This is a genomic window from Afipia birgiae 34632 (assembly GCF_000308295.2).
Taxonomy (GTDB): Bacteria; Pseudomonadota; Alphaproteobacteria; order Rhizobiales; family Xanthobacteraceae; genus Afipia; species Afipia birgiae.
Genome location: NZ_HG326653.1, coordinates 416,318 through 441,441, shown reverse-complemented (window position 1 = coordinate 441,441; position 25,124 = coordinate 416,318). Strand labels below are relative to the sequence as shown.

The following is a 25,124-nucleotide window of genomic DNA, read 5'->3' as shown; positions in this document are numbered from 1 at the left end:
GAGGAACGTCATGACACTCCGGGTCTCTGGAAAAAGCATCAGCGTCGGTGAAGCCCTTCGCGATCGCGTGAGCGAACGCACGAACGAAGTGCTGCGAAAATATTTTGATGGCAATTACTCGGGCCACATCACGCTCAGCAAGGACGGCATCGGCTTTCGCACCGATTGCTCGCTTCATCTGGATTCGGGAATCACGCTTGAAGCGGATTCGATAGCTGCCGACGCTTATGTCAGTGCGGACCAGGCATTGCTGCTGATCGAAAAACGCCTGCGCCGCTACAAGAGCCGCCTGAAGGATCGCTCCGCACGCAAGGCATATGCAGCGACCGCTGCGTTGTCCGATCTCAATGGCGCTGCGCTGGACGCGCCGAGCTATGTGATCGAAGCGCCGTCGCACGACGACGATGTCAACGAGTTCAATCCCGTCATCATCGCCGAGGCGACGACCTCGCTGAAGCGCTACTCGGTCAGCGAAGCAGTCATGGAACTCGATTTGACCGGTGCGCCGGTCATGGTGTTCCAGCACGGCGGCAGCGGGCGGGTGAACATCATCTACAGGCGGCCGGACGGGAACGTTGGCTGGGTCGATCCCCCTGTGATCAGCGAGCCGGCTCGCCATTGACGCCCTGAATAAGCCTAACTATGGTCCGCCGCCTTTCAGGGACGCGAGCCATAGTGGGCTCGAGGGCCCCTTGACGTCACCCGGTCAGAGACCGATTTAATAAGTACACCAACGGCTTAACTTATCCTCGGAACGCCCCATGACGATTACCGATCTGGTCGCACCGGAGGCGATTCTCCCTGCTTTGAAGGTCAACAGCAAGAAGCAGGCGCTTCAGGAGCTTGCGGCGCGTGCCGCTGTTCTCACCGGACAGAACGAGCGGTCGATCTTCGAAGTGCTTCTCCAGCGCGAAAAGCTGGGGACTACGGCCGTTGGTTATGGCGTGGCGATCCCTCACGGCAAGCTGCCGAAGCTCGACAAGCTGTCTGGCCTGTTCGCACGGCTGGATCGCCCGATCGACTTCGAGGCGATGGACGGTCAGCCGGTCGACCTGGTGTTTCTGCTGCTGGCCCCTGAAGGCGCGGGCGCAGACCATCTGAAGGCGCTGGCGCGCATTGCGCGGCTGCTGCGCGATCAGGACATCGCCAAGAAGCTGCGCGCCTCGAAGGACGCGCAGGCGCTGTATTCGGTGCTGGCGCTGCCGCCGGCGACTGCGGCGTAATCATCTTAGCGCTCTCATAAAACAAAAACGGCAGCGCTCGCCGCGCTGCCGCTTCGTTTCCGATCGTCGCATCACTGCGCGGCCTGTGGCCGGCTCAGTGAACGCTGACGGTCTCTAGCTCGTTGCTCCATGCATTCGCGATCGCCGCCTCGCGGCTGTCGGTCAGCATGATCGGGGTGCCGTCGGCAGCATGAAGCGCGAACAGCTTCAGGCCGGGCGCGATCTGCGGCGCCTGCGGGAAAAGTCCCGGCACGTCTTCCGAGCGAATCTGTTTCACGTAGGCGATGTGGCCTTCGCCCAGGGTTGCCAGCGCCTCAAGCGAGACGGCGGGTTCGAAGATGACATTACCAGTCATGGTCTCGACTCCTTGTAGGTGTTAAGCGGTCGAGTCCGCTACTCGTTCCATTATTCGTGTTCATTGATGGCTATCGTCTTAACGACCCGTTCAGGCTCGGGACGAGCCAGATCGATCGACAGCAGGCCGTTCTTCAGGTCTGCGCCGATGACATACATCCCGTCCGCCAGCACAAAGGTCCGCTGGAAGTGACGCGCGGCGATGCCGCGGTGGATGTACTGCCGGGTCTTGTCGTCCTGCTGGCGGCCCCGGATCACGAGCTGGTTTTCCTCAGTGGTTACATCGAGTTGGTCGCGGGTAAACCCGGCAACCGCCAGCGTGATCCGCAGGCGCTCGGGCTGGCCGTCATCACGGCCGCACCGCTCGATGTTGTAAGGAGGATAACCGTCTGCGCCTTTCACGACGCGATCGAGCGCACGCTCGATTTCGTCGAATCCCAAAAGGAACGGACTCGATAGCGAAGGAACACGAGACATTCACAAAGTCCTCTCGAAGCGACTTTGGGTCGGAGCCCTTGCGGCACTCCTTCCTGGGTTCCCGGCAGCCTAGCGGCCTGCCGGTTGAAACAAATATGGCGATGTCTCTTACGTTGTTCAAGAACCCCTAACTGCCAGTAAACAGGGGTGAATCCGGGCTAACCGGCCATCCGGCTGCGGCCGCCGGGGCTGAACAGGTGCAGCTTGTCGCGCGCGGCGGAAACCTTGATCCGCTCGCCGATGGCGGGAGCCGCCTCTCCGGGCAGCCGGACGATGATCTCGCCCGGCGGCAATTCGCCGGGCTTGGCGCTGACGGTTAGCCCGCCATCGGCACGCGGTCTGGTGCCGTAGACGTATGTTTCGGCGCCAACCCGCTCGATGGCATCGACCATGAGTTCAAGCGCGAGGCCTTGGGGGGCGGTGCCGGCCAGCACGAAGTCCTCCGGGCGGATGCCGAGGATGGCATCGCCAGGCACCTTGATCTGCAGGGTATCGAGCGGTTCGCCGAGTCCGTTTGCGGCCACCGACAGCAGGTTCATTGGCGGCGCGCCGATGAAGGAGGCGACGAAAGTCGTAGCGGGCTTCTTGTAGATGTCGAGCGGCTTGCCGATCTGCTCGACCTGTCCGCCGTTCATCACCACCAGAATGTCGGCGAGGGTCATCGCTTCCATCTGGTCGTGGGTGACGTAGATCGAGGTGGTCCTGAGGCGGCGCTGCAGCTTGCGGATTTCGACGCGCATGGCGACCCGCAACTTGGCATCGAGATTTGAAAGCGGCTCGTCGAACAGAAACACCTTCGGCTGGCGCACAATGGCGCGGCCCATGGCGACGCGCTGACGCTGGCCGCCGGATAGTTGCCGCGGCTTGCGATCCAGCAGCGGCGTGATTTCGAGAATCTGCGCGGCTTCCCGCACCCGCGTATCGATCTCTGGTTTCGGCGTGCCGCGATTGCGCAGACCGTAGGCCATGTTGTTGTAAACGCTCATGTGCGGATAGAGCGCGTAGTTCTGGAACACCATGGCGATGTCGCGATCAGCCGGTTCGATCTCATTGACCACGCGGCCGCCGATGTCGATCTCGCCGTCGGTGATGGTCTCAAGACCCGCGACCATGCGCAGCAAAGTGGATTTACCGCAGCCGCTTGGTCCGACCAGCACGCAGAACTGTCCGTCGCCGACCTCGAGGTTGATGCCTTTGATCGCATCGACCCCGCCGGGATAGGTCTTTTTCACATCGCGCAGGACGACATTCGACATGCTCGTTCCTTAAAGCTCCAGCTGCTACTTTTCAGTTTCAACGAGACCGCGCACGAACAGCCGTTGCATGAAAATGACAACCGCGACCGGGGGCAGCATCGCAAGAATCGCTGTCGCCATCGCCAACTGCCATTCCGCGAGTTCGTCGGTGGTGGTCAGCATTTTCTTGATGCCGGTCACAATGGTCTGCATCGAATCCTGTGTCGTGATCAGCAGCGGCCACAGATACTGATTCCAGCCGTAAATGAACTGGATCACGAACAATGCGGCGATGGTGGTGACGGACAGCGGCAGCAGCGTATCCTTGAAAAACCGGAATGGACCTGCGCCGTCGATCTTCGAGGCTTCCAGCAATTCTTCGGGAATGGTCATGAAGAATTGCCGGAACAGCAGTGTTCCGGTGGCCGAGGCGATCAGCGGCAGGATCAGCCCGGCATAGGTGTCGAGCATGTGCAGGTCCGCAACCACCTTGTAGGTGGGATAGATGCGGACCTCGACCGGCAGCATCAGCGTGACGAAAATGATCCAGAACGCGGTCTTCCGGAACGGAAAGCGGAAGTACACCACTGCAAACGCTGACAGGATGGAAATGAAGATCTTGCCTATTGCGATGCCGACGGCCGAGATGAACGAATTCATCAGCATGTGACCGACCGGCTCGCGGCTGGCGCGCGAGCCGCCGACGAAGATCGCCCGGTAATAGTTTTCCAGGGTGTGTCCGCCGGGCGAGAGCGGCATGTTTCCGTTGACCACTGTCGCCGCGTCGTGGGTCGACGCGATCAGTGCAAGGTAGACAGGAAACGCGACGATGAAGATGCCGAAGGTGAGGATGGCGTAGGCGACGAAATCGCGCAGGGGACGATGCTCGACCATCAGTACTGCACCTTGCGCTCGACATAGCGGAACTGGACGGCGGTTAGCGCGATGACGATGACCATCAACACCACGGATTGCGCCGCGGAGCCGCCGAGATCGCCGCCGAGCCGTCCATCTGCGTAAACCTTGTAGACCATGGTGGTTGTCGCGCCGGCCGGGCCGCCGCCGGTGACAGCGTCGATGATGCCGAACGTATCGAAGAAGACGTAGACCACGTTGACCACCAGCAGGAAGAACGTGGTGGGCGAGAGCAATGGAAAGACGATGGTCCAGAACCGGCGCAGCGGGCCCGCGCCGTCGATCGCGCTGGCTTCGAGTACACTCCTGGGGATCGATTGCAGGCCGGCGAGGAAGAACAGAAAGTTGTAGGAGATCTGCTTCCAGACGGCGGCCATCACCACCAGCGTCATGGCGTGATTGCCGTTCAGCAGGGGATTCCAGTCGAAGCCGAGAACGCGCAGCGGCCGCGCCAGCGTGCCGAGCGAGGGATGAAACATGAATATCCACAGCACACCGGCGATTGCGGGTGCGACGGCGTAAGGCCAGATCAGGAATGTCTTGAAGGCGGGCGCCGCCTTCAGGTTCTTGTCGGCCTGGGTCGCGAACAGCAGCGCGATGCTGAGCGACAGCAATGCGACCAGGGTGGAGAACACCACCGTCGTCCATATCGCCTTGTAGTATTCAGGCTGCGCGAACAGGGCCTGATAATTCTCCAGGCCGACGAATTCCGATGTGAGGCCGAAGGCGTCTTCGCGCTTGAACGACTGCAAAACCGCCTGACTGGCGGGCCAGTAGAAAAACACGAAAGTGATGACGAGCTGCGGCGCGAGCAGCAGGTACGGAAGCAGCCTGTTGTTAAAGGTGGCCGACTTTTCCATTCAACAATGCCTCCCCTCCCCGCCGCAAGGGCGGGGGGAGGGGGCAATCGCTGCTCTCAATTGCCTCAACCTTATCTCACTCACTTCGCGGTTTTTTCGAACGTCCGCAGCATGGCGTTGCCACGGCTCACAGCCGAATCGAGCGCGTCCTTGGCGGTCTTTTGGCCCGCGAGCGCGGCTTCCATTTCTTCCGCCCAGATATCGCGCATCTGCACCATGTTGCCGAAGCGCAGGCCACGTGAATTTTCCGTCGGCTCCTTGTTGGTGAGCTCCTTCAGCGGCGTTTGCAGCGTCGGGTTCTTGTCATAGAAGCCGTCGGTCTTGGTCTTTTCATACGCGGCCTTGGTGATCGGCAGGTAGCCGGATTCCTGATGCAGCCTGGCCTGGCGGTTGGTGTCGGACAGGAAGGCAAAAAACTTGGCGACGCCTTTGTATTCCTCAGGCTTTTTGCCGCCCATCACCCAGAGCGATGCGCCGCCGATGATTGAGTTCTGTGGCGCGCCGGCGGCGTCCGGATAGTACGGCATCGGCGCCGAGGTGAACTCGAACTTCGCAGTGCCCTTGGCTGTTGCGTAGTAACCTGACGAGGTCAGGAAGAGCGGGCATTCGCCGGAACTGAAGCGGCTCTCGCTCGCATTGGCGCGGCCGGAATAGTCGTAGGTCTTGTCTTTCTGCAGGTCCATCAGGTTCTGCAGGTGCTTGATGTGCAGCGGTGAGTTGAATTTCAGCACGGTGTCGAAACCGTCGAGGCCGTTCGCCTTGCTGCCGATCGCGACGTTATGCCAGGCGGAAAACTGCTCGATGTGGGCCCACGACGCCCACGCATTGGAAAAACCGCACGTGGTGTATCCGGCCGCCTTCAGCTTTTTCGCAGCATCGAAAACCTGAGGCCATGTTTTCGGGATTTCCGCGATGTTGGCCTTCTTGAGCGCATCAAGGTTGACCCACATCACCATCGACGAGGAGTTGAAGGGGAACGACAGCATGTCGCCCTTCGCCGTCGAATAATAACCGGTGATTGCAGGCAGATAGGCCTTCGGATCGAACGGCTCGTTCGCGTCCTTCATGAGCTGGTAGACCGGCTTGATCGCGCCCGTGGCGCTCATCATCGTCGCCGTGCCGACTTCGAATACCTGGATGATGTGCGGTGCGTTGCCGGCACGGAAGGCAGCGATGCCTGCGTTCATGGTGTCGGGGTAGCTGCCCTTGAAGGAGGGGACGACCTTGTAGTCGCCCTGCGAGGCGTTGAAATCCGCCGCCAGCTTGTTGACGATATCGTTGTTGCCGCCGGTCATGGCGTGCCACCACTGAATTTCGGTGACGGCCTGCGCGGGCGTTGCAAAAGCAAGAAGGGTCGAAGCAGCCAGGCCAAAGCCCATCTGGCGAATTGTCATCGATATTTTCTCCCTGAAGCCGTCATCATCGTTGCGCGGTAACAGCGCCGGATGACGTGCTGGTGACGCCGGATGGTAAGCGGGGAGGGTCGCCTGTGGGAAGCCTTAAATGGCTTCGACCTTGGGGGCATATGACCGGTCGTTGCGTCCGGAACGATTTGGCCACACACGAGCGGCGCAGGGCGACGGCATTGCCGTCGCCCTGTAGCGGAGTGCAGGAACGGCGGAGCCTAGCGCTTTCGCTCCGGCCCCGCGACAACGCCAGAGGCGCGCAGATCGGCGATCTCTTTCGCCGAGTAGCCGAACTCTGCCAGCACGGTATCGGTATGCTCGCTGAACTTCGGCGGCACGTGACGCAGCGAGGCCTTGGTGCGGTCGAAACGGATCGGGGAGGCGACGCCCTTGTACCAGTCCTTTTCGATGATATCGCCGCGATGCTTGACGTGTTCGCTCGCCAGCGCCTTGTCGATCGATTGCACCGGGCCAGCGGGCAGGCCTGCGGCCAGCAGACGCCGGCACAACGGCTCGCTGTCATGGTCTTTCAGGATATCGACGATCACGGCGCGCAGCTCGTCGCGATGCGCGATGCGATCACGATTACGCGCGAAGCGCGGATCGGTGCCCAGTTCGGGCTTGCCGAGCTCCTTCATCAGCTTGCGGAAGGTGCCGTCATTGCCCACGCCCATGAAGATGTCGCCGTCGCGCGCTGGAAACACCGCATACGGCACGAGGTTCGGATGCTCGTTGCCGGTCAGCGCCGGCGGCTTGCCGTGAAGGAAATAGTTGGCGGTGTGCGGATGCATGATCGCGAGACCGGTTTCATAGAGTGTAGTCTCGAGAAACTGTCCCTTGCCGGACCTGGCGCGTTCCGCCAGCGCCATCAAGATGCCGACTGTGGCATAAAGCCCCGTCGTCATGTCGACGAGCGCGACGCCGATTCGGGTCGGGCCGCTCTGCGGCGATCCGGTCGAGGCCATCAGGCCGACCATGGACTGAATGATCGCGTCGTAACCTGGATGTCCACCGTGGGGTCCGTCAGCGCCGAATCCGGAAATGCGGCAGTGGATCAATCGGGGAAATTTCTCGCGGAGGAAATCATTGCCGATGCCCCATTTGTCGAGTGTTCCCGGCTTGAAATTTTCGGTGAGAACGTCGGCGGTTTCGAGCATCTTCATCAGCACCGCGCGTCCGCCTTCCGACGCGAGGTCCAGGGCGATCGCGCGCTTGTTGCGATTGGTGCCGATGAAGTACGCCGCATCGTCGTCGTGGAACGGAGGGCCCCAATCGCGGGTCTCGTCACCGGCCGGCGGTTCGACCTTCACGACATCCGCGCCGTGGTCGGCGAGAATCTGTGTGCAGTAGGGACCGCCGAGCACGCGCGTCAAATCGACGACGCGCAGTCCGGCCATTGCACCGGTCGCGGTTTGAGATGTCATGGGGTCAACCTTCAATCAGCGAAAATTTTGAAGACGATGCTGCTGGAGTTGCAGCCTGCGGTCACATTGAAAGAATTCGGACAGTGCCGTCAATATCCGCGCCGGTTGGCATCCATGCGCGCGCGCATGCTGCGCTGCCGCTCTGTTCAGTGAGCGAACGCGGTTTGCAACAAAACACGAGTGCTAGTTTCGTTGAGAGGGTTGGTGGAGCCAGGCGGGATCGAACCGCCGACCTCTTGCATGCCATGCAAGCGCTCTCCCAGCTGAGCTATGGCCCCGAACACCTTGCCGCGCGATGGGACTGCGCGGGTTATCTGAATCGGCGCGCGTCGCGCGCCGGACCGAAAAATCACACTTGAGGATTTATCTCAAGTCTCTTCATCGCCCGAGACATCACCGATGATGTCAGTGACGTCTTCGTCGTCTTCCTCGTCCTCGGCGATGAAGGTCGAATCATCATCGTCGTCGTCGGTGAGGGTCTCATCGACTTCGATGTCGTCCTCGGATTCCGGCAGCACGGCCTTGACCTTGCCGCTGTTCTCTTCGGCGTCGGCCTCTTCCAGCGAGACCAATTCTTCCGCCTCGGCGGGCTCTGGCACGATGCTGGCGGCATTGGCTGCGGCAGCCCGTGCGGCAGCGTCGGCGCGTGTCCGTGGCGGCGGAACCGGTGCGATGGGCACGATCTCGCCAGTATACGGCGAAATCACCGGGTTCTTGTTGAGGTCATAGAACTTTTTGCCCGTGGTCGGGCAAATGCGCTTGGTTCCGAGATCGGCTTTGGCCACGGTTTATAGTCCTGAGGATGTCTTGAAAAAGCGGTGCTTCACTTGGCTAGTTGCGCCGCCGCTGTCAATAGCGGTTTGGGGGATAAATGACCGGCCCGTGACGTTCCGTAAAGCCCATGGTAGGAGCCCGCTCTACACAAGGAAAATGCCATCTTGACCCATTCCGACCACCCAACCCCGCTGGAATCGCGTGCGGCGGGCGCCCTCAGCGGCCGTGTTCGCGTTCCGGGCGACAAATCAATCTCCCACCGGGCCCTGATTCTGGGCGCGCTGGCGGTTGGCGAGACCCGGATTTCTGGCCTTCTGGAGGGCGAGGACGTTCTCAATACCGCCAAGGCCATGGCAGCGCTCGGTGCGCGGGTCGAGCGCACCGGTGAGGGAGCCTGGTCGGTGCGCGGCGTCGGCGTCGGCGGCTTCAAGGCGCCGGATGCCCCGCTCGATTTCGGCAACAGCGGCACTGGGTGCCGTCTTGCCATGGGTGCGGTCGCAGGATGTCCGATCGCGGCGACGTTCGATGGCGACGCCTCGCTTCGCGGTCGGCCGATGCGCCGGATTCTCGATCCATTGGAATTGATGGGCGCACGCGTCACGTTAAGCGGGGACGGCGGACGGTTGCCGATGACGCTGCAAGGCGCGCGCGATCCGCTGCCGGTGGTCTACCGCACGCCAGTGGCATCGGCGCAGATCAAGTCGGCGGTGCTATTGGCGGGATTGTCAGCGCCGGGCATCACAACGGTGATCGAGCAGGAAGCGAGCCGCGACCATACCGAACTGATGCTGATGCATTTCGGCGCGCACGTGGTCACCGTCAAAGAGGGCGCCCATGGCCGCAAGATTTCGCTGACGGGGCAACCCGAATTGCACGGCGCAAATGTCGTCGTGCCGGCAGATCCGTCGTCGGCTGCGTTTCCCATTGTCGCGGCGCTGATCGTGCCTGAATCGGATGTCACTCTCACCGACATCATGACAAACCCCTTGCGGACAGGGCTTTTCACGACATTGCGCGAAATGGGCGCCTCCATCGAGGAAAGCCATCAGCGCAATGATGCCGGCGAGCCGATGGCGCAATTCCGCGTGCGCGCGTCGCAACTGCGGGGCGTGACGGTGCCGCCGGAACGCGCGCCCTCGATGATCGACGAGTATCTTGTGCTCGCGGTGGCCGCGGCCTTCGCAGAAGGCGTCACGACGATGCGCGGCCTGCAGGAATTGCGCGTCAAGGAATCCGACCGGCTTGAAGCGACAGCTGACATGCTGCGCGTCAACGGCGTTGAGGTGCAGATTTCCGGCGATGACATGATCGTGGTGGGCAAGGGTCACGTGCCCGGCGGCGGTCTCGTCGCGACCCACATGGATCATCGCATCGCGATGTCGGCGCTGGTGATGGGCACGGCGTCGGACGCGCCGGTGAAAATCGACGACACCGGATTCATCGCAACCAGCTTCCCGGATTTCATTCCGATGATGCGTGGCCTGGGAGCGGATTTCTCATGATCATCGCCATCGACGGTCCGGCGGCTTCCGGAAAAGGTACGCTCGGCAAGCGCCTCGCCCATCATTACGGGTACCGCCATCTCGATACCGGCGTGATCTACCGTGCGGTCGCTCAGGCGCTTCTGGAAATGGGGGCCGATCTGACCAACGAGGCCCTCGCCGTCGCAGCGGCTATGGAACTCGACCCCGAAAAGTTCGGCAATCCGGTCCTGAAAACCCAGAAAGTGGGCGACGCGGCCTCGGTTGTCTCGGCAATTCCCAAGGTCAGGGAAGTACTTATCAACTTTCAGCGGCAGTTTGCAGCGGATCCGCCGGGAGCGGTTCTGGATGGCCGCGATATCGGAACCGTGATCTGCCCGGATGCCGATGTGAAGATCTTTGTCGTGGCGGACCCCCATGTCCGGGCTCGCCGCAGAACCCTGGAGGCCCGTGCCCGGGGCGAGGCGGCGGATGAGGCGGCGGTGCTGGCGGACATCCTGAAGCGCGACGAACGCGACCAGAACCGGGCTACAGCGCCTTTAAAAGCGGCTCCGGATGCATACTTGCTGGATAACTCTCAGTTGGATATAGAGAGCGGCGTCCGAGCTGCCATCGACATTGTCGAGGCCGTCCGAGCGGGCCGGCCGAGGGCATAGTCCCCGCCGTCATTGGAGGAATGCCCGCTCCCGGTTTTTGAGGTCGATTTTCGTCTCAGCTCCGGACAGCAGACCACGCGCTTCACGCGCGGCAATCCAATTTTGCACCGTATCGTTCGTGCAGGCACACGCCGGCCCGCTGTCGCAATTCCTCTTTGCGGAAGCGGTCGTCAAAGGTTGCGGACCTTTGGCACTGGATGCGCGATACGCCCTTAACCCCGCTGCCGGCATTCCGCATTTGGAGAACAAATGGCTTCGACTGCTACTTCATATAATCCTTCCCGCGACGATTTCGCCGCGATGCTCGACGAGTCCTTTGCAGGCGGCAATCTGCAGGAAAGCTCCGTCATCAAGGGCAAGGTTGTTGCAATTGAAAAAGACATGGCCGTCATCGACGTCGGCCTGAAGACCGAGGGCCGCGTGGCTCTCCGCGAATTCAACGGCCCGGGCCGTGAGAGCGACCTCAAGGTCGGCGACGAAGTCGAGGTGTTCCTCGACCGGATCGAGAACGCACTCGGCGAAGCCGTGCTGTCGCGCGACAAGGCGCGCCGCGAAGAAAGCTGGGGCAAGCTCGAGAAGGCCTTCAACAACAACGAGAAGGTTCACGGCGTTATCTTCAATCAGGTCAAGGGTGGCTTTACCGTCGATCTCGACGGCGCTGTCGCCTTCCTGCCGCGCTCGCAGGTCGACATTCGTCCGATCCGCGACGTCGCACCGCTGATGAACAACTCGCAGCCGTTCCAGATCCTCAAGATGGATCGCCGCCGGGGCAACATCGTGGTGTCGCGCCGCACGGTTCTCGAAGAGACCCGCGCCGAACAGCGTCAGGAGCTGGTGCAGAACCTCGAAGAGGGTCAGGTCATCGACGGCGTCGTCAAGAACATCACCGACTACGGTGCGTTCGTTGACCTCGGCGGCATCGACGGTCTGCTGCACGTCACCGATATCGCATGGCGCCGCGTCAACCATCCGACCGAGGTGCTTGCCATCGGCCAGACGGTCAAGGTGAAGATCATCAAGATCAATCACGAGACCCACCGTATTTCTCTCGGCATGAAGCAGCTGCTGGACGATCCATGGCAGGGCATCGAGGCGAAGTATCCGCTGAACTCGCGCTTCACCGGACGCGTCACCAACATCACCGACTACGGCGCATTCGTCGAACTGGAGCCGGGCATCGAAGGCCTGATCCACGTCTCGGAAATGTCGTGGACCAAGAAGAACATGCACCCCGGCAAGATCGTTTCGACCTCGCAGGAAGTCGAAGTGCAGGTTCTCGAAGTGGATTCGGCCAAGCGCCGCATTTCGCTCGGTCTCAAGCAGACCATGCGCAATCCTTGGGAAGTCTTTGTCGAGAAGTATCCGGTGGGTGCGGTCGTTGAAGGCGAAGTCAAGAACAAGACCGAGTTCGGTCTGTTCCTCGGCCTCGACGGCGAAGTGGACGGCATGGTCCATCTGTCCGACCTCGACTGGAAACAGCCGGGCGAACAGGTCATCGACAACTTCAAGAAGGGCGACATGGTCAAGGCCGTGGTGCTCGACGTCGATGTCGAGAAGGAACGCATCTCGCTCGGCGTGAAGCAGCTCGAGGGCGACCCGTTCGCAGAACCAGGCGACGTCAAGAAGGGCGCCGTCGTGACCTGCGAAATCATCGAGGTGAAGGAAGCCGGTATCGAAGTTCAGATCACCGGCACCGACTTCACCACCTTCATCAAGCGTTCTGAGCTTGCCCGCGATCGCGGCGACCAGCGCGCCGAGCGCTTCGCAGTTGGCGAAAAGGTTGACGCCCGCGTCATCCAGTTCGACAAGAAGGCGCGCAAGGTGCAGGTCTCGATCAAGGCGCTTGAAGTCGCTGAAGAGAAGGAAGCCATCGCACAGTACGGCTCGTCCGATTCGGGCGCGACACTGGGCGACATTCTCGGCAACGCTCTCAAGAAGCGCGACAAGTAAGCGCCTCATCGCTGAAACCAATCAGGGCTCCGGAGTTTCCGGAGCCCTTTTTGTTTGTGCGCACGGGGTTGCCACGAACTCAACTTGTCAAGCCCGGCAATGACGAATAGAAGCTGGCTCAGATCGCAGAGCTTATCGCGGGCTCATCCAAAATTTCCTCGCCGTTCCATCCGCACGCCCGGAGCCGTTGGTGGAGATGTGCGGGTGCGGGTGCGACAACACGCACCGGCGGCTTGTTCTTCGACAGCGGTATGACGATTTCGCGCGCATGCAGATGCAGCGATGGTTCGCCGAAGCGCGGCCCGTTGCCATAGATGTTATCGCCGACGATGGGCCAGCCGCTCGCCGCGCAATGCACGCGCAACTGGTGGGTGCGGCCGGTGATCGGCTCCATGGCGAGCCAGGTCAGGCGCGCTCCTCTTTCATCCTGGCCGCGTCCCAGCACGCGCCATGTCGTCTTTGACGGCAGGCCGTTCGGGTCCGGCTTCTGCCACCAACCCCGCTCAGCGTCCAAACGTCCCAGCGCAATATCGATCTCGCCTTCACTCGCATCGGGGCCGCCTTCGACCACGGCCCAGTAGGTCTTGTCGATCTTCCCGTGCTTGAACAGCAGGCCAAGCGAGGCGGTGGCCTTGCGATGACGTCCCAGCACGAGACAGCCCGAGGTGTCGCGGTCGAGCCGGTGGGCCAGCACTGGCGGCCGCGGCAGGCCGTAGCGTAGCGCGTCGAACGAGGCTTCGAGATTGGGGCCGCCTTTTGGCCCTTTATGCACGGCGATCCCGGCCGGCTTGTCGATCACCAGTATCAGCCCGTCGCGGTGAAGCACGCGGGCCTGCATTTCCTCAGGTGTCGGTTGCGGCGTATCCATGGGCCAATGTTGACTTTCGTTTCAGCGGCGAAACAGCTAACACACCCTCCGCATGAACGACAGCACGCAAGAACCCAAACAAAGCTGGTGGCGCAGGCTCTCTGCGGGCCTCAAGCGTACGTCGAGTTCGCTCGGCACGGCGGTGGCCGATCTCGTCACCAAGCGGAAGCTTGATCGCGCCATGCTCGACGATATCGAGGATGTGCTGTTGCGCGCCGACCTTGGAACCGAGGTTGCGGCGCGTATCGCGGAGGCCGTCGGTAAGGGCCGCTACGACAAGTCGGTATCGGCAGAGGATGTGACGACAATTGTTGCGACCGAAGTCGAGAAGGTGCTTGGCCCCGTGGCGAAGCCGCTGGAAATTGACGCCGCACAAAAGCCATTCGTCATTCTCGTGGTCGGCGTCAACGGCTCCGGCAAGACTACCACCATCGGCAAGCTCGCCGCGAAACTCTCCGCAGAAGGCCGTAAGGTCATGCTGGCCGCAGGCGATACGTTCCGCGCCGCCGCCATCGAGCAGTTGAAGGTATGGGGCGAGCGCAACAAGGTTCCGGTGGTGGCCCGCGCGCAGGGCTCGGATTCGGCAAGTCTCGCCTTCGAGGCGGTGGAAGCCGCAAGGGCGCAGGCCATGGATGTGCTGCTGATCGATACCGCGGGACGCCTGCAGAACAAGACTGAACTGATGGTTGAGCTCGAGAAAGTGCGGCGCGTGATCGGCAAGGTCGATTCAAGCGCGCCGCATGCCGTGCTGCTGGTGCTCGATGCAACGGTTGGCCAGAATGCGCTGTCGCAGGTCGACGCGTTTCACAAGACGGCGGGCGTCACGGGGTTGGTGATGACCAAGCTCGATGGCACGGCGCGTGGCGGCATCCTCGTAGCGCTGTCGGAAAAGTACAAGCTGCCGGTGCATTTCATTGGCGTCGGGGAAGGGATCGACGATCTCGCGCCGTTCACCGCGCGCGACTTCGCCCGCGCGATCGCAGGACAGGATAATTGAGCATGGCCGCTTCGGAAAAACCCGCGCCGCATCCGCTGTTCAAGCTTGCCACCGAACTGGGTCCGCTGATCATCTTCTTCGGGGCGAATGCGAAGTTCGGGCTGTTCGTCGCCACCGGCGCATTCATGGTCGCGATCGTGACCGCGATTATCGCGTCCTACGTGGTGACGCGGCATGTGCCGCTGATGGCCATCGTCACGGCGGTGATCGTGCTGGTGTTCGGCGGGCTGACACTGTTCTTTCACGACGAGATGTTCATCAAGCTCAAGCCGACGATCATCTACGCGCTGTTTGCAGCCGCGCTCGGCATTGGTCTGCTGCTCGGGCGTTCGTTCATCGCCATCATGTTCGACCAGATGTTCAACCTGACGCCGGAAGGCTGGCGGCTGCTGACCATCCGCTGGATGTTTTTCTTCGCGGGCATGGCGGTGCTTAATGAAATCATCTGGCGCACCCAGAGCACGGATTTCTGGGTGTCGTTCAAGGCGTTCGGCGTGCTCCCGATCACGGCGATCTTTGCGATGGCACAAGCCTCGCTAATCAAGCGCTATCAGATAGAACCCGCGACCGATGAAGCGAGCGACATCGAGCGCGGTGATATCACCAAGCGCTAGCAAAACAGGAAAACGCACCGGCATTGCTGCCGGTGCGTTGGATCAACTCGCGAAGGGCAGGTTACTTCTGCTTCGCGATAATCTTGTCCTTGATCTCGGCGTAGGTCTTTTCAGGCACGATCTTCTTCTGCACCAGCTCGTCCTTGCCCTTGTAGGGGCGACCCTTGATGATCGCGGCCGAGTAGGCGTCGCCGATGCCCTTGAGCGCCTTGAGCTGATCGGCAGACGCGGAGTTGATGTCGAGCAGTTCGGTCTTGGTGTCGGCCTTGGCCGCAGGCGCCATCTTCGAGTCGGCCTTCGGTGCCGTTGCCGCAGCGGGCGGGGGCGCCATCTTGCCGCCGGTTGCCGGCTGGGTCGCCTGAGAGAACGACGGCGACGACGCGAGCAGGCCGAGGGCAAGGGTCGCGGCAGTCAACGAAGCAAGTTTCAAATAACGCATGGGTGTCCCTCCAGGACAGTGATTGCAACACACATAGCGTATGTTCGAATTCGTGGCCGCGCCATGGCTGCAAAATGAACGGCAGATAAAAGCGCCAAATTATTTCTGAGCCGCTTTGCGGGCGCGGCCGCCGCCCCAGGCCATCGGTCAGTTCCTGGCCGCAGGCAATTTTTCAAAAGGATCAAAGGCGACAAAAGCTTCAGGCAGCTTGATGTCGATGCCGGAGGTTCGGCCCCGCTCGTTGAGGAATTTCATCGAGGCGGCAAAGTCATCCAGCAGGTTCGGCAAGGGGACCAGCGGCTGGTCCAGCGGACGGGTGAAGTCGTCCCAGTGAATCGGAATGACGCGCCGCGCTCCCGGTTTTTCCACGGTCTCCCGCCAGTAATCTTCCATATAGCTGGCGGGGTGCTTGCCGAGTTGCCCGGTGCCCAAAAACACCACGTCGGCCTTGCGTCCGTCCAGGGCCCCGGTGACGAAGCCGGCGCTGGCATTGATCAGCATGCGCCGGTCGCCGTGCTCGACGAGGACCATGAAACTGCCACCCTCGAGATAGGCGTTGGCACGCACCGGCGGCTTCAATGGCTCGGCGATGTCGCCTCCGGTGAAGGGCGACGGCACATGGCGGCCGGGAAGCAGCGTGATGCGAAAACGTCCGAAGGTCATCACGTCGCCGGCGCGGCGCACCGCGATCTGGCTGTCCGGCAGGCCCCAGCCTCGTCCGACGTTCGCGGTCGATTCCGATCCGACGAGAACTGCACCGGTTCGTGCGGCGACTTCCGGCGAATCCATCACATGGTCGTAATGGGAGTGATTGACGATGACCGCGGCCAGCCGCGAAATGCCGGCGCGCTGCAGCGATGTCTCGATGAGGGCTTTGTCCGGCGCGGTCTTCTCAAGAAGCAACTGCCGCGAGTTCGGCCGCGTGAAGAAGCCGTCGGTCAGGATTGCGGTCTCGCCGTCGTCGAGTAGCAATGTGGAGACGCCGAGGAACATTACGCGCAGCCCCGGGTCGCGGCTGGTCTTGGAGAAGGTCTTGAATGTGTTGAAGGCATCGATGTCCGGCCGGTTGCTCAGGCCGTGATAAATATAGACGGCGGCGGCAACGATGAGCAGCAACAGGACGGCGGCAATCCGGATCACATATTTCATGGGACCTCCCACATGCTGCCGTCGCCGTCTCAGGGTTTGCCGCGTAGCGCCTTCTCGATCTCGGCCTTCAGAACGACGTCGATATTCTGTGGCGTGATCGGGCCGATCAGTTTGTAGGCGATCGTCCCGTCGCGGCCGATAACGAATGTTTCCGGCACGCCGTAGACTCCCCACTCGATCGAGGCCCGGCCGTTGGCGTCGACACCGACTGCACTGAACGGATTGCCGTAGCGGCCGAGGAAGCGCCGGGCATTGTCCGGGCTGTCCTTGTAGTTGATTCCGATCAGTTGAATCCGTTTGTCCTGCGCGAGTTGCACCAGCAGCGGCGCTTCATCATGACACGGCACGCACCATGATGCCCAGACGTTGACGATGCTGACCTGGCCCTTGAACGCCGCCGGGTCGAGCCCCGGCACCTGCGTGCCGCCAGCGACGAGTCCTTCAAGCGGGGGCAATTTTGTCTGCGGCGCGGGACGGCCGATCAGGGCTGAAGGGATGCGCGCAGGATCGCCCGCGCCGAGCCGGAACCAGAACAGCCCGGCGAGCACGGCAAAGGCGATCAGTGGCAATGCCACCAGCCATGAACGGCGTTGCGGGCGCGTAGCGCCGTTGTCGCTCATGATGATTTACCTGGAGGTTGCGCCGAGCGCCGGGTCACGCCGCTGGCTTCGAGATCCCGCAAAATCTGTTTCTGGCGGCGGAAGTCGAGGCCGACCCACACGATAAGTGCCGCGACCACGAGGCCGACAAGCAGATACGACGTGACGATGAACGATGCGTAGGGACCGAGCGATGCGAGAAGCGGCATGGCGATCACGCCGCCTGCCGGCTGGCTTGCATCATCTGCAAGGTACGGACCCGCCGCCGCAGCACCTCGTTACGCATCGCGGCGAGATGCAACGTCAGGAACAGCAACGAGAAAGCCACCGCCATGATGAGCAGCGGAACAAGAAATGCGCGATCCATGCTCGGGCCGCCGGCGCGAATGACCGACGCGCCCTGATGCAGCGTATTCCACCAGTCGACCGAAAACTTGATGATCGGAATGTTGATCGCGCCGACCAGCGTCAGGATGGCTGCTGCACGTGCTGCGCGGGATGGATCTTCCACCGCGCGCCACAGCGCCATGATGCCGAGATACATCAGAAACAGAATCAGCACGGACGTCAGCCGTGCATCCCATTCCCAATAAGTGCCCCACATCGGGCGGCCCCAAAGGGATCCGGTGACGAGGGCGAGAAACGTGAACGCAGCGCCGAGCGGTGCGGCTGCTTTTGCCGCGACATCCGCCAGCGGATGCCGCCATACCAGCGTGCCGAGCGCCGCCACGCTCATGATGCCCCAGACGAACATCGACAACCACGCATTGGGAACGTGGATGAACATGATCTTCACGGTCGCGCCCTGCTGGTAATCGTCGGGCGCCATCGCCGCCTGATAAAGGCCGATCGCGAGTAGAACTGTTGTGATGGCGGCAAGCCACGGCAGCACGCGCGCAGTCAACGCGAGGAACCGGGTTGGATTGGCGAGGTCGATAAGGCTCATGATGGTCCTGATAATCGCCGCACGCGGTGGAGGCAATGCGCGTGGACTTTACGATGCCGCGTTTCTGCGAAAGTTGATCGGACGCAATGTCGCATCAGTCGAGCCCATGCCGGAGACTGGCGGCCGCCGCGAACGGGCCGACCACCAGGCTGACCAGTGACAACGCGCACAGGATCGAAAACGGCGTGCCGAACGGCATCGCCCCTTCGACGGCGGCGTTCGAGGCGGCGACACCGAAAATCAGCACGGGGATCGACAGCGGCAGCACCACCACCGCGAGCAGCAATCCGCCTCGCCGCAGTGTGACCGCCAGGGCCGCTCCGATCATTCCGGTGAATGTGAGAGCCGGTGTGCCGACCAGCAGCGTCAGCGCAACCGCGAATGTGGCTGTCGCATCGAGGTTGAGGAGGATGCCGATCAGCGGCGTCGCCACGATCAGCGGCACACCGGCTGCCAGCCAATGGGCCAGCGCCTTCGCCGCGCAGCTCAATTCCAGCGGCGTGCGGCTCATCACGATCAGATCGAGCGATCCGTCCTCCTGGTCGGCGGTGAACAGGCGGTCCAGCGTCAGCAGGCTCGCCAGCATGGCACCCAGCCACAGGATCGCCGGGCCAATGCGCTTCAGCAAAGCCAAATCGGGGCCGAGTGCGAATGGCATCACCACCACGACTGAGACGAAAAACAGGACGCCGATCATCGCGCCGCCGCCGGCGCGCAGCGCGACGACGATGTCGCGGCGGATAAGTGCTGCAAGTGAGGTCACGCATCACCGCCGATCCGAAGTTCCTGTGCGGGAACCCCGAGCGGTCCATGGGTCGCGGCGAGAATGATCCCGCCGCTGCGCAAATGCGCGCTCATTAAGGCGGCCACCATCGTCTGTCCGGATGAGTCGAGCGCCGAAGTTGGCTCGTCCAGTAGCCAGACCGGGCGATTGACGGCAATCAGCCGCGCAATCGACAGGCGGCGGCGCTGGCCGGCCGAGAGGAACGCGGCGGGCAGGTGGACCGCGTGGCCAAGGCCCACGGTCTTCAGGCTCGCGGGTCCATCGATCGCTTCGCCGCCAAGGAACTCGCGCCAGAAATCGAGGTTTTCCAGCACCGTCAGGGAGGGTTTCAGCGCGTCGCGGTGGCCGAGATAATGCGCCTGCTCCGCAAGCGTGAGTTCCGCTTCGCCGCCTTCAAGTGTGATCGCGCCACCGGCGGCCGGAAGCAGTCCTGCCATCAGCCGGAGCAGCGATGACTTCCCCGCCCCGTTGATGCCGGTCACAGCCAGCGCCTGACCTGCGGGGACCGCAAAATCGAGACCGGAAAAGATATCGCGCCCGCCCCTGACGCATTTCAGCCCCTGAGCCGTAAGCCTCATGATGGCTTGACCGATGGCCTGTGGCGGGGCGCTGTAGTTCCAGCCGTGACGTGCATGACAGGGAGACAATCCATAGCGGGTGTGGTGGACAGACTGGAAAGATTCTATAAAACCGGAACTTGGTGCAGCACACAATCAGCCGCCGGAAACAGCACGGTTCAACCCTGATTCCTTCGCTTTTGACGGTGCCTTGATACCTTTTGCCGGGTATCTTCAACTTCTGAACTGGGATCGTTCACATGCCCTCGCTCGACAGCTTTAAATGCCAGAAAACCCTCAAGGTCGGCACCAAGACTTACGTTTATTACAGCCTGCCCACGGCTGAAAAGAACGGCCTCAAGGGCATTTCGAAGCTGCCTTATTCGATGAAGGTGCTGCTCGAGAACATGCTGCGCAACGAAGACGATCGCACGGTCAAGAAGGCCGACATCGTTGCGTTCTCGCAGTGGGCGAGAAAGAAAACCCTCGAACACGAAATCGCATTCCGTCCCGCGCGCGTGCTGATGCAGGATTTCACCGGCGTGCCGGCAGTGGTCGATCTCGCCGCCATGCGTAACGCGATGAAGGCCCTCGGCGGCGACGCCGAAAAGATCAATCCGCTGGTGCCGGTCGATCTCGTCATCGATCACTCGGTGATCGTCAACTTCTTCGGTGACAACAAGGCCTTCGGTAAGAACGTCGCCGAAGAGTACAAGCAGAATCAGGAGCGCTACGAATTCCTGAAGTGGGGCCAAAAGGCGTTCACCAATTTCTCCGTGGTGCCGCCCGGCACCGGCATCTGCCATCAGGTCAATCTCGAGTATCTCGCGCAGACGGTTTGGACCAAGAGAGAGAAGCTCACCGTCGGCAAGAAGAAGGGCACCTTCGAAGTCGCCTATCCGGATTCGCTGGTCGGCACCGACTCGCACACCACCATGGTCAACGGACTTGCGGTGCTGGGCTGGGGCGTAGGTGGCATTGAGGCTGAAGCAGCGATGCTCGGTCAACCGCTGTCGATGCTGCTGCCGGACGTGGTCGGCTTCAAGCTCAAGGGTCAGCTCAAGGAAGGCGTCACCGCGACCGACCTTGTGCTGACCGTCACGCAGATGCTGCGCAAGCAGGGCGTTGTCGGCAAGTTCGTCGAATTCTTCGGCGCGGGTCTCGATTCGATGTCGGTCGCCGACAAGGCCACCATTGCCAACATGGCGCCAGAATATGGCGCGACCTGCGGCTTCTTTCCGGTCGACAAGTCGGCGCTCGACTATCTCAAGACCTCGGGCCGCAAGTCCGCGCGCGTCGCGCTGGTGGAAAAATACGCCAAGGCGCAGGGCCTGTTCCGCACCGCGGCTTCGCCCGATCCGGTGTTCACCGAATTGCTGACCCTCGACCTCGGCGACGTCGTCCCGTCGCTGGCTGGTCCGAAGCGCCCCGAGGGCCGCGTGGCGCTGCCGGCGGTCGCGGACGGCTTCGCCGCTGCCATGGAGTCGGATTACAAGAAGGCACTGGACGGTCACCGCTACGCGGTCGAAGGACGCAATTTTGATCTCGGCCACGGGGACGTGGTGATCGCAGCGATCACGTCGTGCACCAACACCTCGAACCCGAACGTGCTGATCGGTGCAGGCCTTCTGGCACGCAACGCTGCCGCCAAGGGCCTGACCGCGAAGCCGTGGGTGAAGACCTCGCTCGCGCCGGGCAGCCAGGTGGTCGCAGAGTATCTTGCCAATTCCGGATTGCAGAAGGATCTCGACAAGGTCGGCTTCAACCTCGTCGGCTTCGGTTGCACCACCTGCATCGGCAACTCCGGTCCGCTGCCGGAAGAGATTTCGAAGGCGATCAACGACAACGGTATCATCGGCGCGGCGGTGCTCTCGGGCAACCGCAACTTCGAGGGCCGCGTCTCGCCGGACGTGCAGGCGAACTATCTCGCGTCGCCGCCGCTGGTGGTTGCCTATGCGCTGGCCGGCAACGTCAACATCAACCTCGCCACGGAGCCGCTCGGCACCGGCCGCGACGGCAAGCCGGTTTATCTCAAGGACATCTGGCCGACCTCGAAAGAGATCAACGCCACGATCAAGAAGTATGTCACCTCGACGATCTTCAAGAAGAAGTATGCAGACGTGTTCAAGGGCGACACCAACTGGCGCAAGATCAAGACCGTGACCAGCGACACCTACGCCTGGAACATGAGTTCGACCTACGTGCAGAACCCGCCGTACTTCGAGGGCATGAAGATGGAGCCGGAGCCGATCGTCGATGTGCTCGACGCGCGCATTCTTGCGGTCTTCGGCGACAAGATCACCACCGACCATATTTCACCAGCCGGTGCGATCAAGCTGACCTCGCCAGCCGGAAAGTATCTGTCGGAGCATCAGGTGCGGCCCGCCGACTTCAATCAGTACGGCACGCGGCGTGGTAACCACGAAGTCATGATGCGCGGCACTTTCGCGAACATCCGCATCAAGAACCACATGCTGAAGGGCGCCGACGGCAACATTCCGGAGGGCGGCCTCACCAAGCACTGGCCGGACGGCGAGCAGATGTCGATCTACGACGCCGCGATGAAGTATCAGGCCGAACAGGTGCCGCTCGTGGTGTTCGCCGGCGCCGAATACGGCAACGGCTCGTCGCGCGACTGGGCTGCGAAGGGCACGCGCCTGCTCGGCGTGCGTGCGGTGATTACGCAGAGCTTCGAGCGCATCCACCGCTCCAACCTCGTCGGCATGGGTGTGCTGCCGCTGACATTCGAAGACGGCGAGTCCTGGCAGTCGATTGGCCTTAAGGGCGATGAGAAGGTCACGATTCGCGGGCTGCAGGGCGATCTGAAGCCGCGCCAAAAGTTAACGGCGGAGGTCGTGTCCTCGGACGGTTCACTGAAGCGTGTCTCGTTGCTTTGCCGCATCGATACGCTCGATGAGCTCGAATACTACCGAAACGGCGGTATTCTCCACTACGTGCTGCGCAATCTGGCTGCATAACGCGGGCGAGTGGTCCGATTCTAACATTCGCCTCCCGTTTTGGCAGGTCGCCTCGCGAATGTTAGAATCGAAGGACCACTCGCAATTATTGGCTTCGAGTGGAGTTCAGGATTTGACATTCGCGATGCAAACTTGCGGCCGGGTGGGCAGCAAATGTCAAATCCGCTCCACTAAAAACGCATCCGTGAACGGGCTCACCGCGAAGTGAGTAGCGAAACACCCGGGGGGCGGCCTATCAAGGGGCCGCCTTCTTGCTGATAGGGACAGACGGGATGTCTGATTCGCCAGAATCGAAAACGACGACAGTCGGCGCGTTCGCGTCGCGCCTGTCGCGTACGCTTGGCATCTGCGCGATCGTCACCGTGATCACGCCGGCATATGCCGATGATCCGCGCGCGGTGGTCGAGCTGTTCACATCGCAGGGCTGCTCATCGTGCCCGCCGGCAGACAAGGTTCTCGGTGAACTTGCGCAGGACAAGTCCGTCATCGCGCTCAGTCTGCCGATCGATTACTGGGATTATCTCGGCTGGAAGGACACGCTGGCGGATTCGCGTTTCAGCGCGCGACAGAAGGCCTATTCGCATATGCGCGGCAACCGCGGCGTCTACACGCCGCAAGTCATCGTCAACGGCACGACCGATGTTCTCGGCAGCGACCGCATCGCGATCGAGAACGCCGCGAAGGGCACCCAGAAGAACGACGGTGTGATGTCGGTGCCGATTACGATGACGACATCGGGCAGCCAGATCAATGTGTCAGTGGCGGAAGCCGGCGGCAGGAGCGGTGAAATCTGGATCTGCGCGGTGTCGAAGCAGGTTCCGATCACCATCTCGCGCGGCGAGAATCGCGGGCAGCAGATCACGTATCACAACGTGGTGCGCAATGTGCTGAAGGTCGGTGACTGGAATGGCAAGGCCGGCAGTTGGACCGTGCCGCTTGAAAACATCACGCGTGAAGGTGTCGATGCGGTGGCGGTCTATATTCAGGACGGCAATCGCGACAAGCCCGGTCCGATGCTGGGTGCAGCCTTTACCTCGCTGAACTGAATTCCCCAAACTTGAATCAAGGTAACGCCGCTGCAAGGTGGGCGATACGCGATTGCGTATCTGCCGCCTGCGCGAACCTTGCTGATTCAAGCAAAACCCGCCCCAAACAAAAAGGCCAGCTCGCGCTGGCCCGAAGGATGGGGATCTAATTTACTGCGAAGAATTAGACCCGATCCTGACGACCCCGGGGGGCTGGGGGCTGAGGAATCCGGTGCCGAAAGGACCGGGTCAACGCAGTTTCATCTTGGTCGCAGCCCAGCACGGCGGGGGATTGACCGAAATCGGGCGGCATTATGATTTACCTGACTTCCACGTGATGCTCTGCGCTTCGATGGGACGGCGTAAGTTCCTGAAATCATGCTTGCAGGCGTCGCCGGACGGGGCGATCATGTTCGGTATGTGACAGGAGGCGCCGATGAGTTCAGTGTCGGGCGATATCGATCCAAGCGAGAGCCGGGGGCTGGAGCGCAGCACCGGGTCGCTCCCGCCCCAAAGCGTTACGTTCAACCGTGTCGAACTCAATCGCATTCTCAACCTGTACGGGCGCATGGTCGCCGACGGCGAGTGGCGCGATTACGCCATCGATTTTCTGAAAGACCGCGCGGTGTTTTCGATCTTCCGCCGCGCCTCGGAAGTCCCGATCTACCGGATCGAGAAAGATCCGCGTCTTACCCGCAAGCAGGGTGCCTACAGCGTGATTGCCGCCAGCGGACAGATCCTGCGTCGCGGCCATGACCTTGAGCGCGTGCTGCTGGTGATCGACCGCAAGCTCGCGCTGGTTTAGGGCGCGGATCGCACTCGACAGGCGGCAAGTTTGTTCAGCCCTTGGGGAGCGTCGTGCCGCCATCGCCAAGTGGGCGCTGCATCAGCACCGTGTCGAGCCAGCGCCCGAATTTGAATCCGACATTTTTCATCGTGCCGGTCATCTCGAAGCCCGCGCGGGTGTGAACGCCCACCGAGGCGGCATTGGCGGAGTCGCCGATCACAGCAATCATCTGGCGAAAGCCGCGCGCTTCGCACTGGACAACCAATTCGGTCAGCAGCGCCAGACCGATGCCCTGCCGGTGGTTGGCGGGCGCCAGATACACCGAGTTCTCCACCGTGAAGCGATACGCCGGGCGCGCGCGATAGAGCGCTGCATAGGCGTAGCCGGCGATGCTGCCGTCGCAAATTGCCACGAGATAAGGGAAGCCGCCGCGGGACAATTCATCGAAGCGCCGCGTCATTTCCGCGGTGTCCGGCGGTGTCAGTTCGAAGGTTGCGGTGCCGTGCTTGACGGCCTCGGCATAGATGTCGGTGATGGCGGGAACATCCGCGCGCGTTGCGGAACGGATCATGGGGTCTGGCATAAGGGTGCAGTCTAGATTACCGCCCGCAAAACAAAAGCCCCGG

27 protein-coding genes and 1 tRNA gene are annotated in these 25,124 nt (G+C 61.7%); 10 read left to right on the top strand and 18 right to left on the bottom strand.

What is annotated here, in order from left to right; genetic code table 11:
- The first annotated feature begins 10 nt into the window (after positions 1–10).
- Entirely contained in the window at positions 11–622 is a 612-nt protein-coding gene (gene hpf, locus BN32_RS16025) for a ribosome hibernation-promoting factor, HPF/YfiA family (RefSeq protein WP_019199339.1), read from the top strand.
- Between the two features lie 139 nt (positions 623–761).
- Positions 762–1,223, top strand: coding sequence for a PTS IIA-like nitrogen regulatory protein PtsN (gene ptsN, locus BN32_RS16020; protein ID WP_006023259.1), 462 nt, complete (start codon positions 762–764; stop codon positions 1,221–1,223).
- 94 nt (positions 1,224–1,317) lie between these two features.
- On the opposite strand, the gene BN32_RS16015 is transcribed toward ptsN, so the two are convergent.
- From BN32_RS16015 to BN32_RS15975, 9 genes are all read right to left on the bottom strand, one after another.
- A complete protein-coding gene (locus BN32_RS16015; RefSeq protein WP_019199340.1) occupies positions 1,318–1,578 on the bottom strand; it encodes a BQ00720 family protein in 261 nt (86 codons plus the stop codon).
- A gap of 50 nt (positions 1,579–1,628) precedes the next feature.
- Positions 1,629–2,054, bottom strand: a complete 426-nt coding sequence (locus BN32_RS16010) for an Hsp20 family protein (protein ID WP_006023255.1) — start codon at positions 2,052–2,054, stop codon at positions 1,629–1,631.
- 158 nt (positions 2,055–2,212) lie between these two features.
- Positions 2,213–3,310: a sn-glycerol-3-phosphate import ATP-binding protein UgpC gene (locus BN32_RS16005; protein WP_019199342.1), complete on the bottom strand. Its 1,098-nt coding sequence runs from the start codon at positions 3,308–3,310 to the stop codon at positions 2,213–2,215.
- A gap of 24 nt (positions 3,311–3,334) precedes the next feature.
- Positions 3,335–4,183: a sn-glycerol-3-phosphate ABC transporter permease UgpE gene (gene ugpE, locus BN32_RS16000; RefSeq protein ID WP_019199343.1), complete on the bottom strand. Its 849-nt coding sequence runs from the start codon at positions 4,181–4,183 to the stop codon at positions 3,335–3,337.
- The gene (gene ugpA / locus BN32_RS15995) at positions 4,183–5,064 is read right to left on the bottom strand and encodes a sn-glycerol-3-phosphate ABC transporter permease UgpA (RefSeq protein WP_019199344.1); all 882 of its coding nucleotides are present in this window, start codon (positions 5,062–5,064) and stop codon (positions 4,183–4,185) included. The genes ugpE and ugpA overlap by 1 nt, the downstream gene beginning before the upstream one ends.
- A gap of 80 nt (positions 5,065–5,144) precedes the next feature.
- On the bottom strand, positions 5,145–6,458 hold the full coding sequence (gene ugpB / locus BN32_RS15990) for a sn-glycerol-3-phosphate ABC transporter substrate-binding protein UgpB (protein ID WP_019199345.1): 1,314 nt from the start codon (positions 6,456–6,458) through the stop codon (positions 5,145–5,147).
- 230 nt (positions 6,459–6,688) lie between these two features.
- Complete coding sequence (locus tag BN32_RS15985) at positions 6,689–7,894, bottom strand: CaiB/BaiF CoA transferase family protein (protein ID WP_019199346.1); 1,206 nt, start codon at positions 7,892–7,894, stop codon at positions 6,689–6,691.
- Positions 7,895–8,096: 202 nt separating this feature from the next.
- A tRNA-Ala gene (locus tag BN32_RS15980) sits at positions 8,097–8,172 on the bottom strand.
- A gap of 90 nt (positions 8,173–8,262) precedes the next feature.
- The gene (locus BN32_RS15975) at positions 8,263–8,679 is read right to left on the bottom strand and encodes a TIGR02300 family protein (protein ID WP_019199348.1); all 417 of its coding nucleotides are present in this window, start codon (positions 8,677–8,679) and stop codon (positions 8,263–8,265) included.
- A 153-nt stretch (positions 8,680–8,832) separates the two neighbouring features.
- On the opposite strand from BN32_RS15975, the gene aroA reads away from it, so the two are divergent.
- From aroA to rpsA, 3 genes are all read left to right on the top strand, one after another.
- Positions 8,833–10,170, top strand: coding sequence for a 3-phosphoshikimate 1-carboxyvinyltransferase (gene aroA, locus BN32_RS15970; RefSeq protein ID WP_019199349.1), 1,338 nt, complete (start codon positions 8,833–8,835; stop codon positions 10,168–10,170).
- Complete coding sequence (gene cmk / locus BN32_RS15965; protein ID WP_019199350.1) at positions 10,167–10,805, top strand: (d)CMP kinase; 639 nt, start codon at positions 10,167–10,169, stop codon at positions 10,803–10,805. Before aroA ends, cmk begins: the two co-directional genes overlap by 4 nt.
- Positions 10,806–11,054: 249 nt before the next feature.
- The gene (gene rpsA / locus BN32_RS15960) at positions 11,055–12,755 is read left to right on the top strand and encodes a 30S ribosomal protein S1 (protein WP_019199351.1); all 1,701 of its coding nucleotides are present in this window, start codon (positions 11,055–11,057) and stop codon (positions 12,753–12,755) included.
- Positions 12,756–12,873: 118 nt separating this feature from the next.
- Here rpsA and BN32_RS15955 read toward each other — a convergent pair whose 3' ends face one another.
- Positions 12,874–13,623 (bottom strand): RluA family pseudouridine synthase, encoded by a 750-nt coding sequence (locus tag BN32_RS15955; RefSeq protein WP_019199352.1) that lies wholly within the window; start codon positions 13,621–13,623, stop codon positions 12,874–12,876.
- A gap of 52 nt (positions 13,624–13,675) precedes the next feature.
- Here BN32_RS15955 and ftsY point away from each other — a divergent pair, with 52 nt between their 5' ends.
- A complete protein-coding gene (gene ftsY / locus BN32_RS15950) occupies positions 13,676–14,620 on the top strand; it encodes a signal recognition particle-docking protein FtsY (protein ID WP_019199353.1) in 945 nt (314 codons plus the stop codon).
- Between the two features lie 2 nt (positions 14,621–14,622).
- Positions 14,623–15,234, top strand: a complete 612-nt coding sequence (locus tag BN32_RS15945; RefSeq protein WP_019199354.1) for a septation protein A — start codon at positions 14,623–14,625, stop codon at positions 15,232–15,234.
- A 61-nt stretch (positions 15,235–15,295) separates the two neighbouring features.
- Here BN32_RS15945 and BN32_RS15940 read toward each other — a convergent pair whose 3' ends face one another.
- The 7 genes from BN32_RS15940 to ccmA form a co-directional block, all read right to left on the bottom strand.
- A complete protein-coding gene (locus BN32_RS15940) occupies positions 15,296–15,673 on the bottom strand; it encodes a ComEA family DNA-binding protein (protein ID WP_019199355.1) in 378 nt (125 codons plus the stop codon).
- A gap of 147 nt (positions 15,674–15,820) precedes the next feature.
- Complete coding sequence (locus BN32_RS15935; protein ID WP_019199356.1) at positions 15,821–16,822, bottom strand: MBL fold metallo-hydrolase; 1,002 nt, start codon at positions 16,820–16,822, stop codon at positions 15,821–15,823.
- Between the two features lie 29 nt (positions 16,823–16,851).
- Positions 16,852–17,442 (bottom strand): DsbE family thiol:disulfide interchange protein, encoded by a 591-nt coding sequence (locus BN32_RS15930; protein WP_019199357.1) that lies wholly within the window; start codon positions 17,440–17,442, stop codon positions 16,852–16,854.
- Positions 17,439–17,630, bottom strand: a complete 192-nt coding sequence (ccmD, locus tag BN32_RS15925) for a heme exporter protein CcmD (RefSeq protein WP_040426806.1) — start codon at positions 17,628–17,630, stop codon at positions 17,439–17,441. Before ccmD ends, BN32_RS15930 begins: the two co-directional genes overlap by 4 nt.
- A gap of 5 nt (positions 17,631–17,635) precedes the next feature.
- Complete coding sequence (locus BN32_RS15920; protein ID WP_019199359.1) at positions 17,636–18,367, bottom strand: heme ABC transporter permease; 732 nt, start codon at positions 18,365–18,367, stop codon at positions 17,636–17,638.
- Between the two features lie 94 nt (positions 18,368–18,461).
- Positions 18,462–19,130 carry a heme exporter protein CcmB gene (gene ccmB / locus BN32_RS15915; RefSeq protein WP_019199360.1) on the bottom strand — a complete coding sequence of 223 codons (669 nt, stop codon included), beginning with the start codon at positions 19,128–19,130 and terminating at the stop codon, positions 18,462–18,464.
- Positions 19,127–19,729: a heme ABC exporter ATP-binding protein CcmA gene (gene ccmA / locus BN32_RS15910; RefSeq protein WP_019199361.1), complete on the bottom strand. Its 603-nt coding sequence runs from the start codon at positions 19,727–19,729 to the stop codon at positions 19,127–19,129. The genes ccmB and ccmA overlap by 4 nt, the downstream gene beginning before the upstream one ends.
- 239 nt (positions 19,730–19,968) lie before the next feature.
- Between ccmA and acnA the strand changes: the two genes are divergently transcribed.
- The 3 genes from acnA to BN32_RS15890 all read left to right on the top strand — a co-directional run bounded on the left by acnA (position 19,969) and on the right by BN32_RS15890 (position 24,516).
- A complete protein-coding gene (gene acnA / locus BN32_RS15905) occupies positions 19,969–22,686 on the top strand; it encodes an aconitate hydratase AcnA (protein ID WP_019199362.1) in 2,718 nt (905 codons plus the stop codon).
- A 272-nt stretch (positions 22,687–22,958) separates the two neighbouring features.
- Complete coding sequence (locus tag BN32_RS15900) at positions 22,959–23,732, top strand: DUF1223 domain-containing protein (RefSeq protein ID WP_019199363.1); 774 nt, start codon at positions 22,959–22,961, stop codon at positions 23,730–23,732.
- A 415-nt stretch (positions 23,733–24,147) separates the two neighbouring features.
- The gene (locus BN32_RS15890) at positions 24,148–24,516 is read left to right on the top strand and encodes a DUF2794 domain-containing protein (protein ID WP_019199365.1); all 369 of its coding nucleotides are present in this window, start codon (positions 24,148–24,150) and stop codon (positions 24,514–24,516) included.
- A gap of 34 nt (positions 24,517–24,550) precedes the next feature.
- Here the strand turns inward: BN32_RS15890 and BN32_RS15885 are convergent, their stop codons facing one another.
- On the bottom strand, positions 24,551–25,081 hold the full coding sequence (locus BN32_RS15885; RefSeq protein ID WP_040426597.1) for a GNAT family N-acetyltransferase: 531 nt from the start codon (positions 25,079–25,081) through the stop codon (positions 24,551–24,553).
- Between the last annotated feature and the right edge of the window lie 43 nt (positions 25,082–25,124).

Coding starts and splice junctions, on each gene's coding strand:
- hpf (WP_019199339.1), top strand. CDS start 11: ATGACACTCCGGGTCTCTGGAAAAAGCATCAGCGTCGGTGAAGCCCTT.
- ptsN (WP_006023259.1), top strand. CDS start 762: ATGACGATTACCGATCTGGTCGCACCGGAGGCGATTCTCCCTGCTTTG.
- BN32_RS16015 (WP_019199340.1), bottom strand. CDS start 1,578: ATGACTGGTAATGTCATCTTCGAACCCGCCGTCTCGCTTGAGGCGCTG.
- BN32_RS16010 (WP_006023255.1), bottom strand. CDS start 2,054: ATGTCTCGTGTTCCTTCGCTATCGAGTCCGTTCCTTTTGGGATTCGAC.
- BN32_RS16005 (WP_019199342.1), bottom strand. CDS start 3,310: ATGTCGAATGTCGTCCTGCGCGATGTGAAAAAGACCTATCCCGGCGGG.
- ugpE (WP_019199343.1), bottom strand. CDS start 4,183: ATGGTCGAGCATCGTCCCCTGCGCGATTTCGTCGCCTACGCCATCCTC.
- ugpA (WP_019199344.1), bottom strand. CDS start 5,064: ATGGAAAAGTCGGCCACCTTTAACAACAGGCTGCTTCCGTACCTGCTG.
- ugpB (WP_019199345.1), bottom strand. CDS start 6,458: ATGACAATTCGCCAGATGGGCTTTGGCCTGGCTGCTTCGACCCTTCTT.
- BN32_RS15985 (WP_019199346.1), bottom strand. CDS start 7,894: ATGACATCTCAAACCGCGACCGGTGCAATGGCCGGACTGCGCGTCGTC.
- cmk (WP_019199350.1), top strand. CDS start 10,167: ATGATCATCGCCATCGACGGTCCGGCGGCTTCCGGAAAAGGTACGCTC.
- rpsA (WP_019199351.1), top strand. CDS start 11,055: ATGGCTTCGACTGCTACTTCATATAATCCTTCCCGCGACGATTTCGCC.
- BN32_RS15955 (WP_019199352.1), bottom strand. CDS start 13,623: ATGGATACGCCGCAACCGACACCTGAGGAAATGCAGGCCCGCGTGCTT.
- ftsY (WP_019199353.1), top strand. CDS start 13,676: ATGAACGACAGCACGCAAGAACCCAAACAAAGCTGGTGGCGCAGGCTC.
- BN32_RS15945 (WP_019199354.1), top strand. CDS start 14,623: ATGGCCGCTTCGGAAAAACCCGCGCCGCATCCGCTGTTCAAGCTTGCC.
- BN32_RS15940 (WP_019199355.1), bottom strand. CDS start 15,673: ATGCGTTATTTGAAACTTGCTTCGTTGACTGCCGCGACCCTTGCCCTC.
- BN32_RS15935 (WP_019199356.1), bottom strand. CDS start 16,822: ATGAAATATGTGATCCGGATTGCCGCCGTCCTGTTGCTGCTCATCGTT.
- BN32_RS15930 (WP_019199357.1), bottom strand. CDS start 17,442: ATGAGCGACAACGGCGCTACGCGCCCGCAACGCCGTTCATGGCTGGTG.
- ccmD (WP_040426806.1), bottom strand. CDS start 17,630: ATGCCGCTTCTCGCATCGCTCGGTCCCTACGCATCGTTCATCGTCACG.
- BN32_RS15920 (WP_019199359.1), bottom strand. CDS start 18,367: ATGAGCCTTATCGACCTCGCCAATCCAACCCGGTTCCTCGCGTTGACT.
- ccmA (WP_019199361.1), bottom strand. CDS start 19,729: ATGAGGCTTACGGCTCAGGGGCTGAAATGCGTCAGGGGCGGGCGCGAT.
- acnA (WP_019199362.1), top strand. CDS start 19,969: ATGCCCTCGCTCGACAGCTTTAAATGCCAGAAAACCCTCAAGGTCGGC.
- BN32_RS15900 (WP_019199363.1), top strand. CDS start 22,959: ATGTCTGATTCGCCAGAATCGAAAACGACGACAGTCGGCGCGTTCGCG.
- BN32_RS15890 (WP_019199365.1), top strand. CDS start 24,148: ATGAGTTCAGTGTCGGGCGATATCGATCCAAGCGAGAGCCGGGGGCTG.
- BN32_RS15885 (WP_040426597.1), bottom strand. CDS start 25,081: ATGCCAGACCCCATGATCCGTTCCGCAACGCGCGCGGATGTTCCCGCC.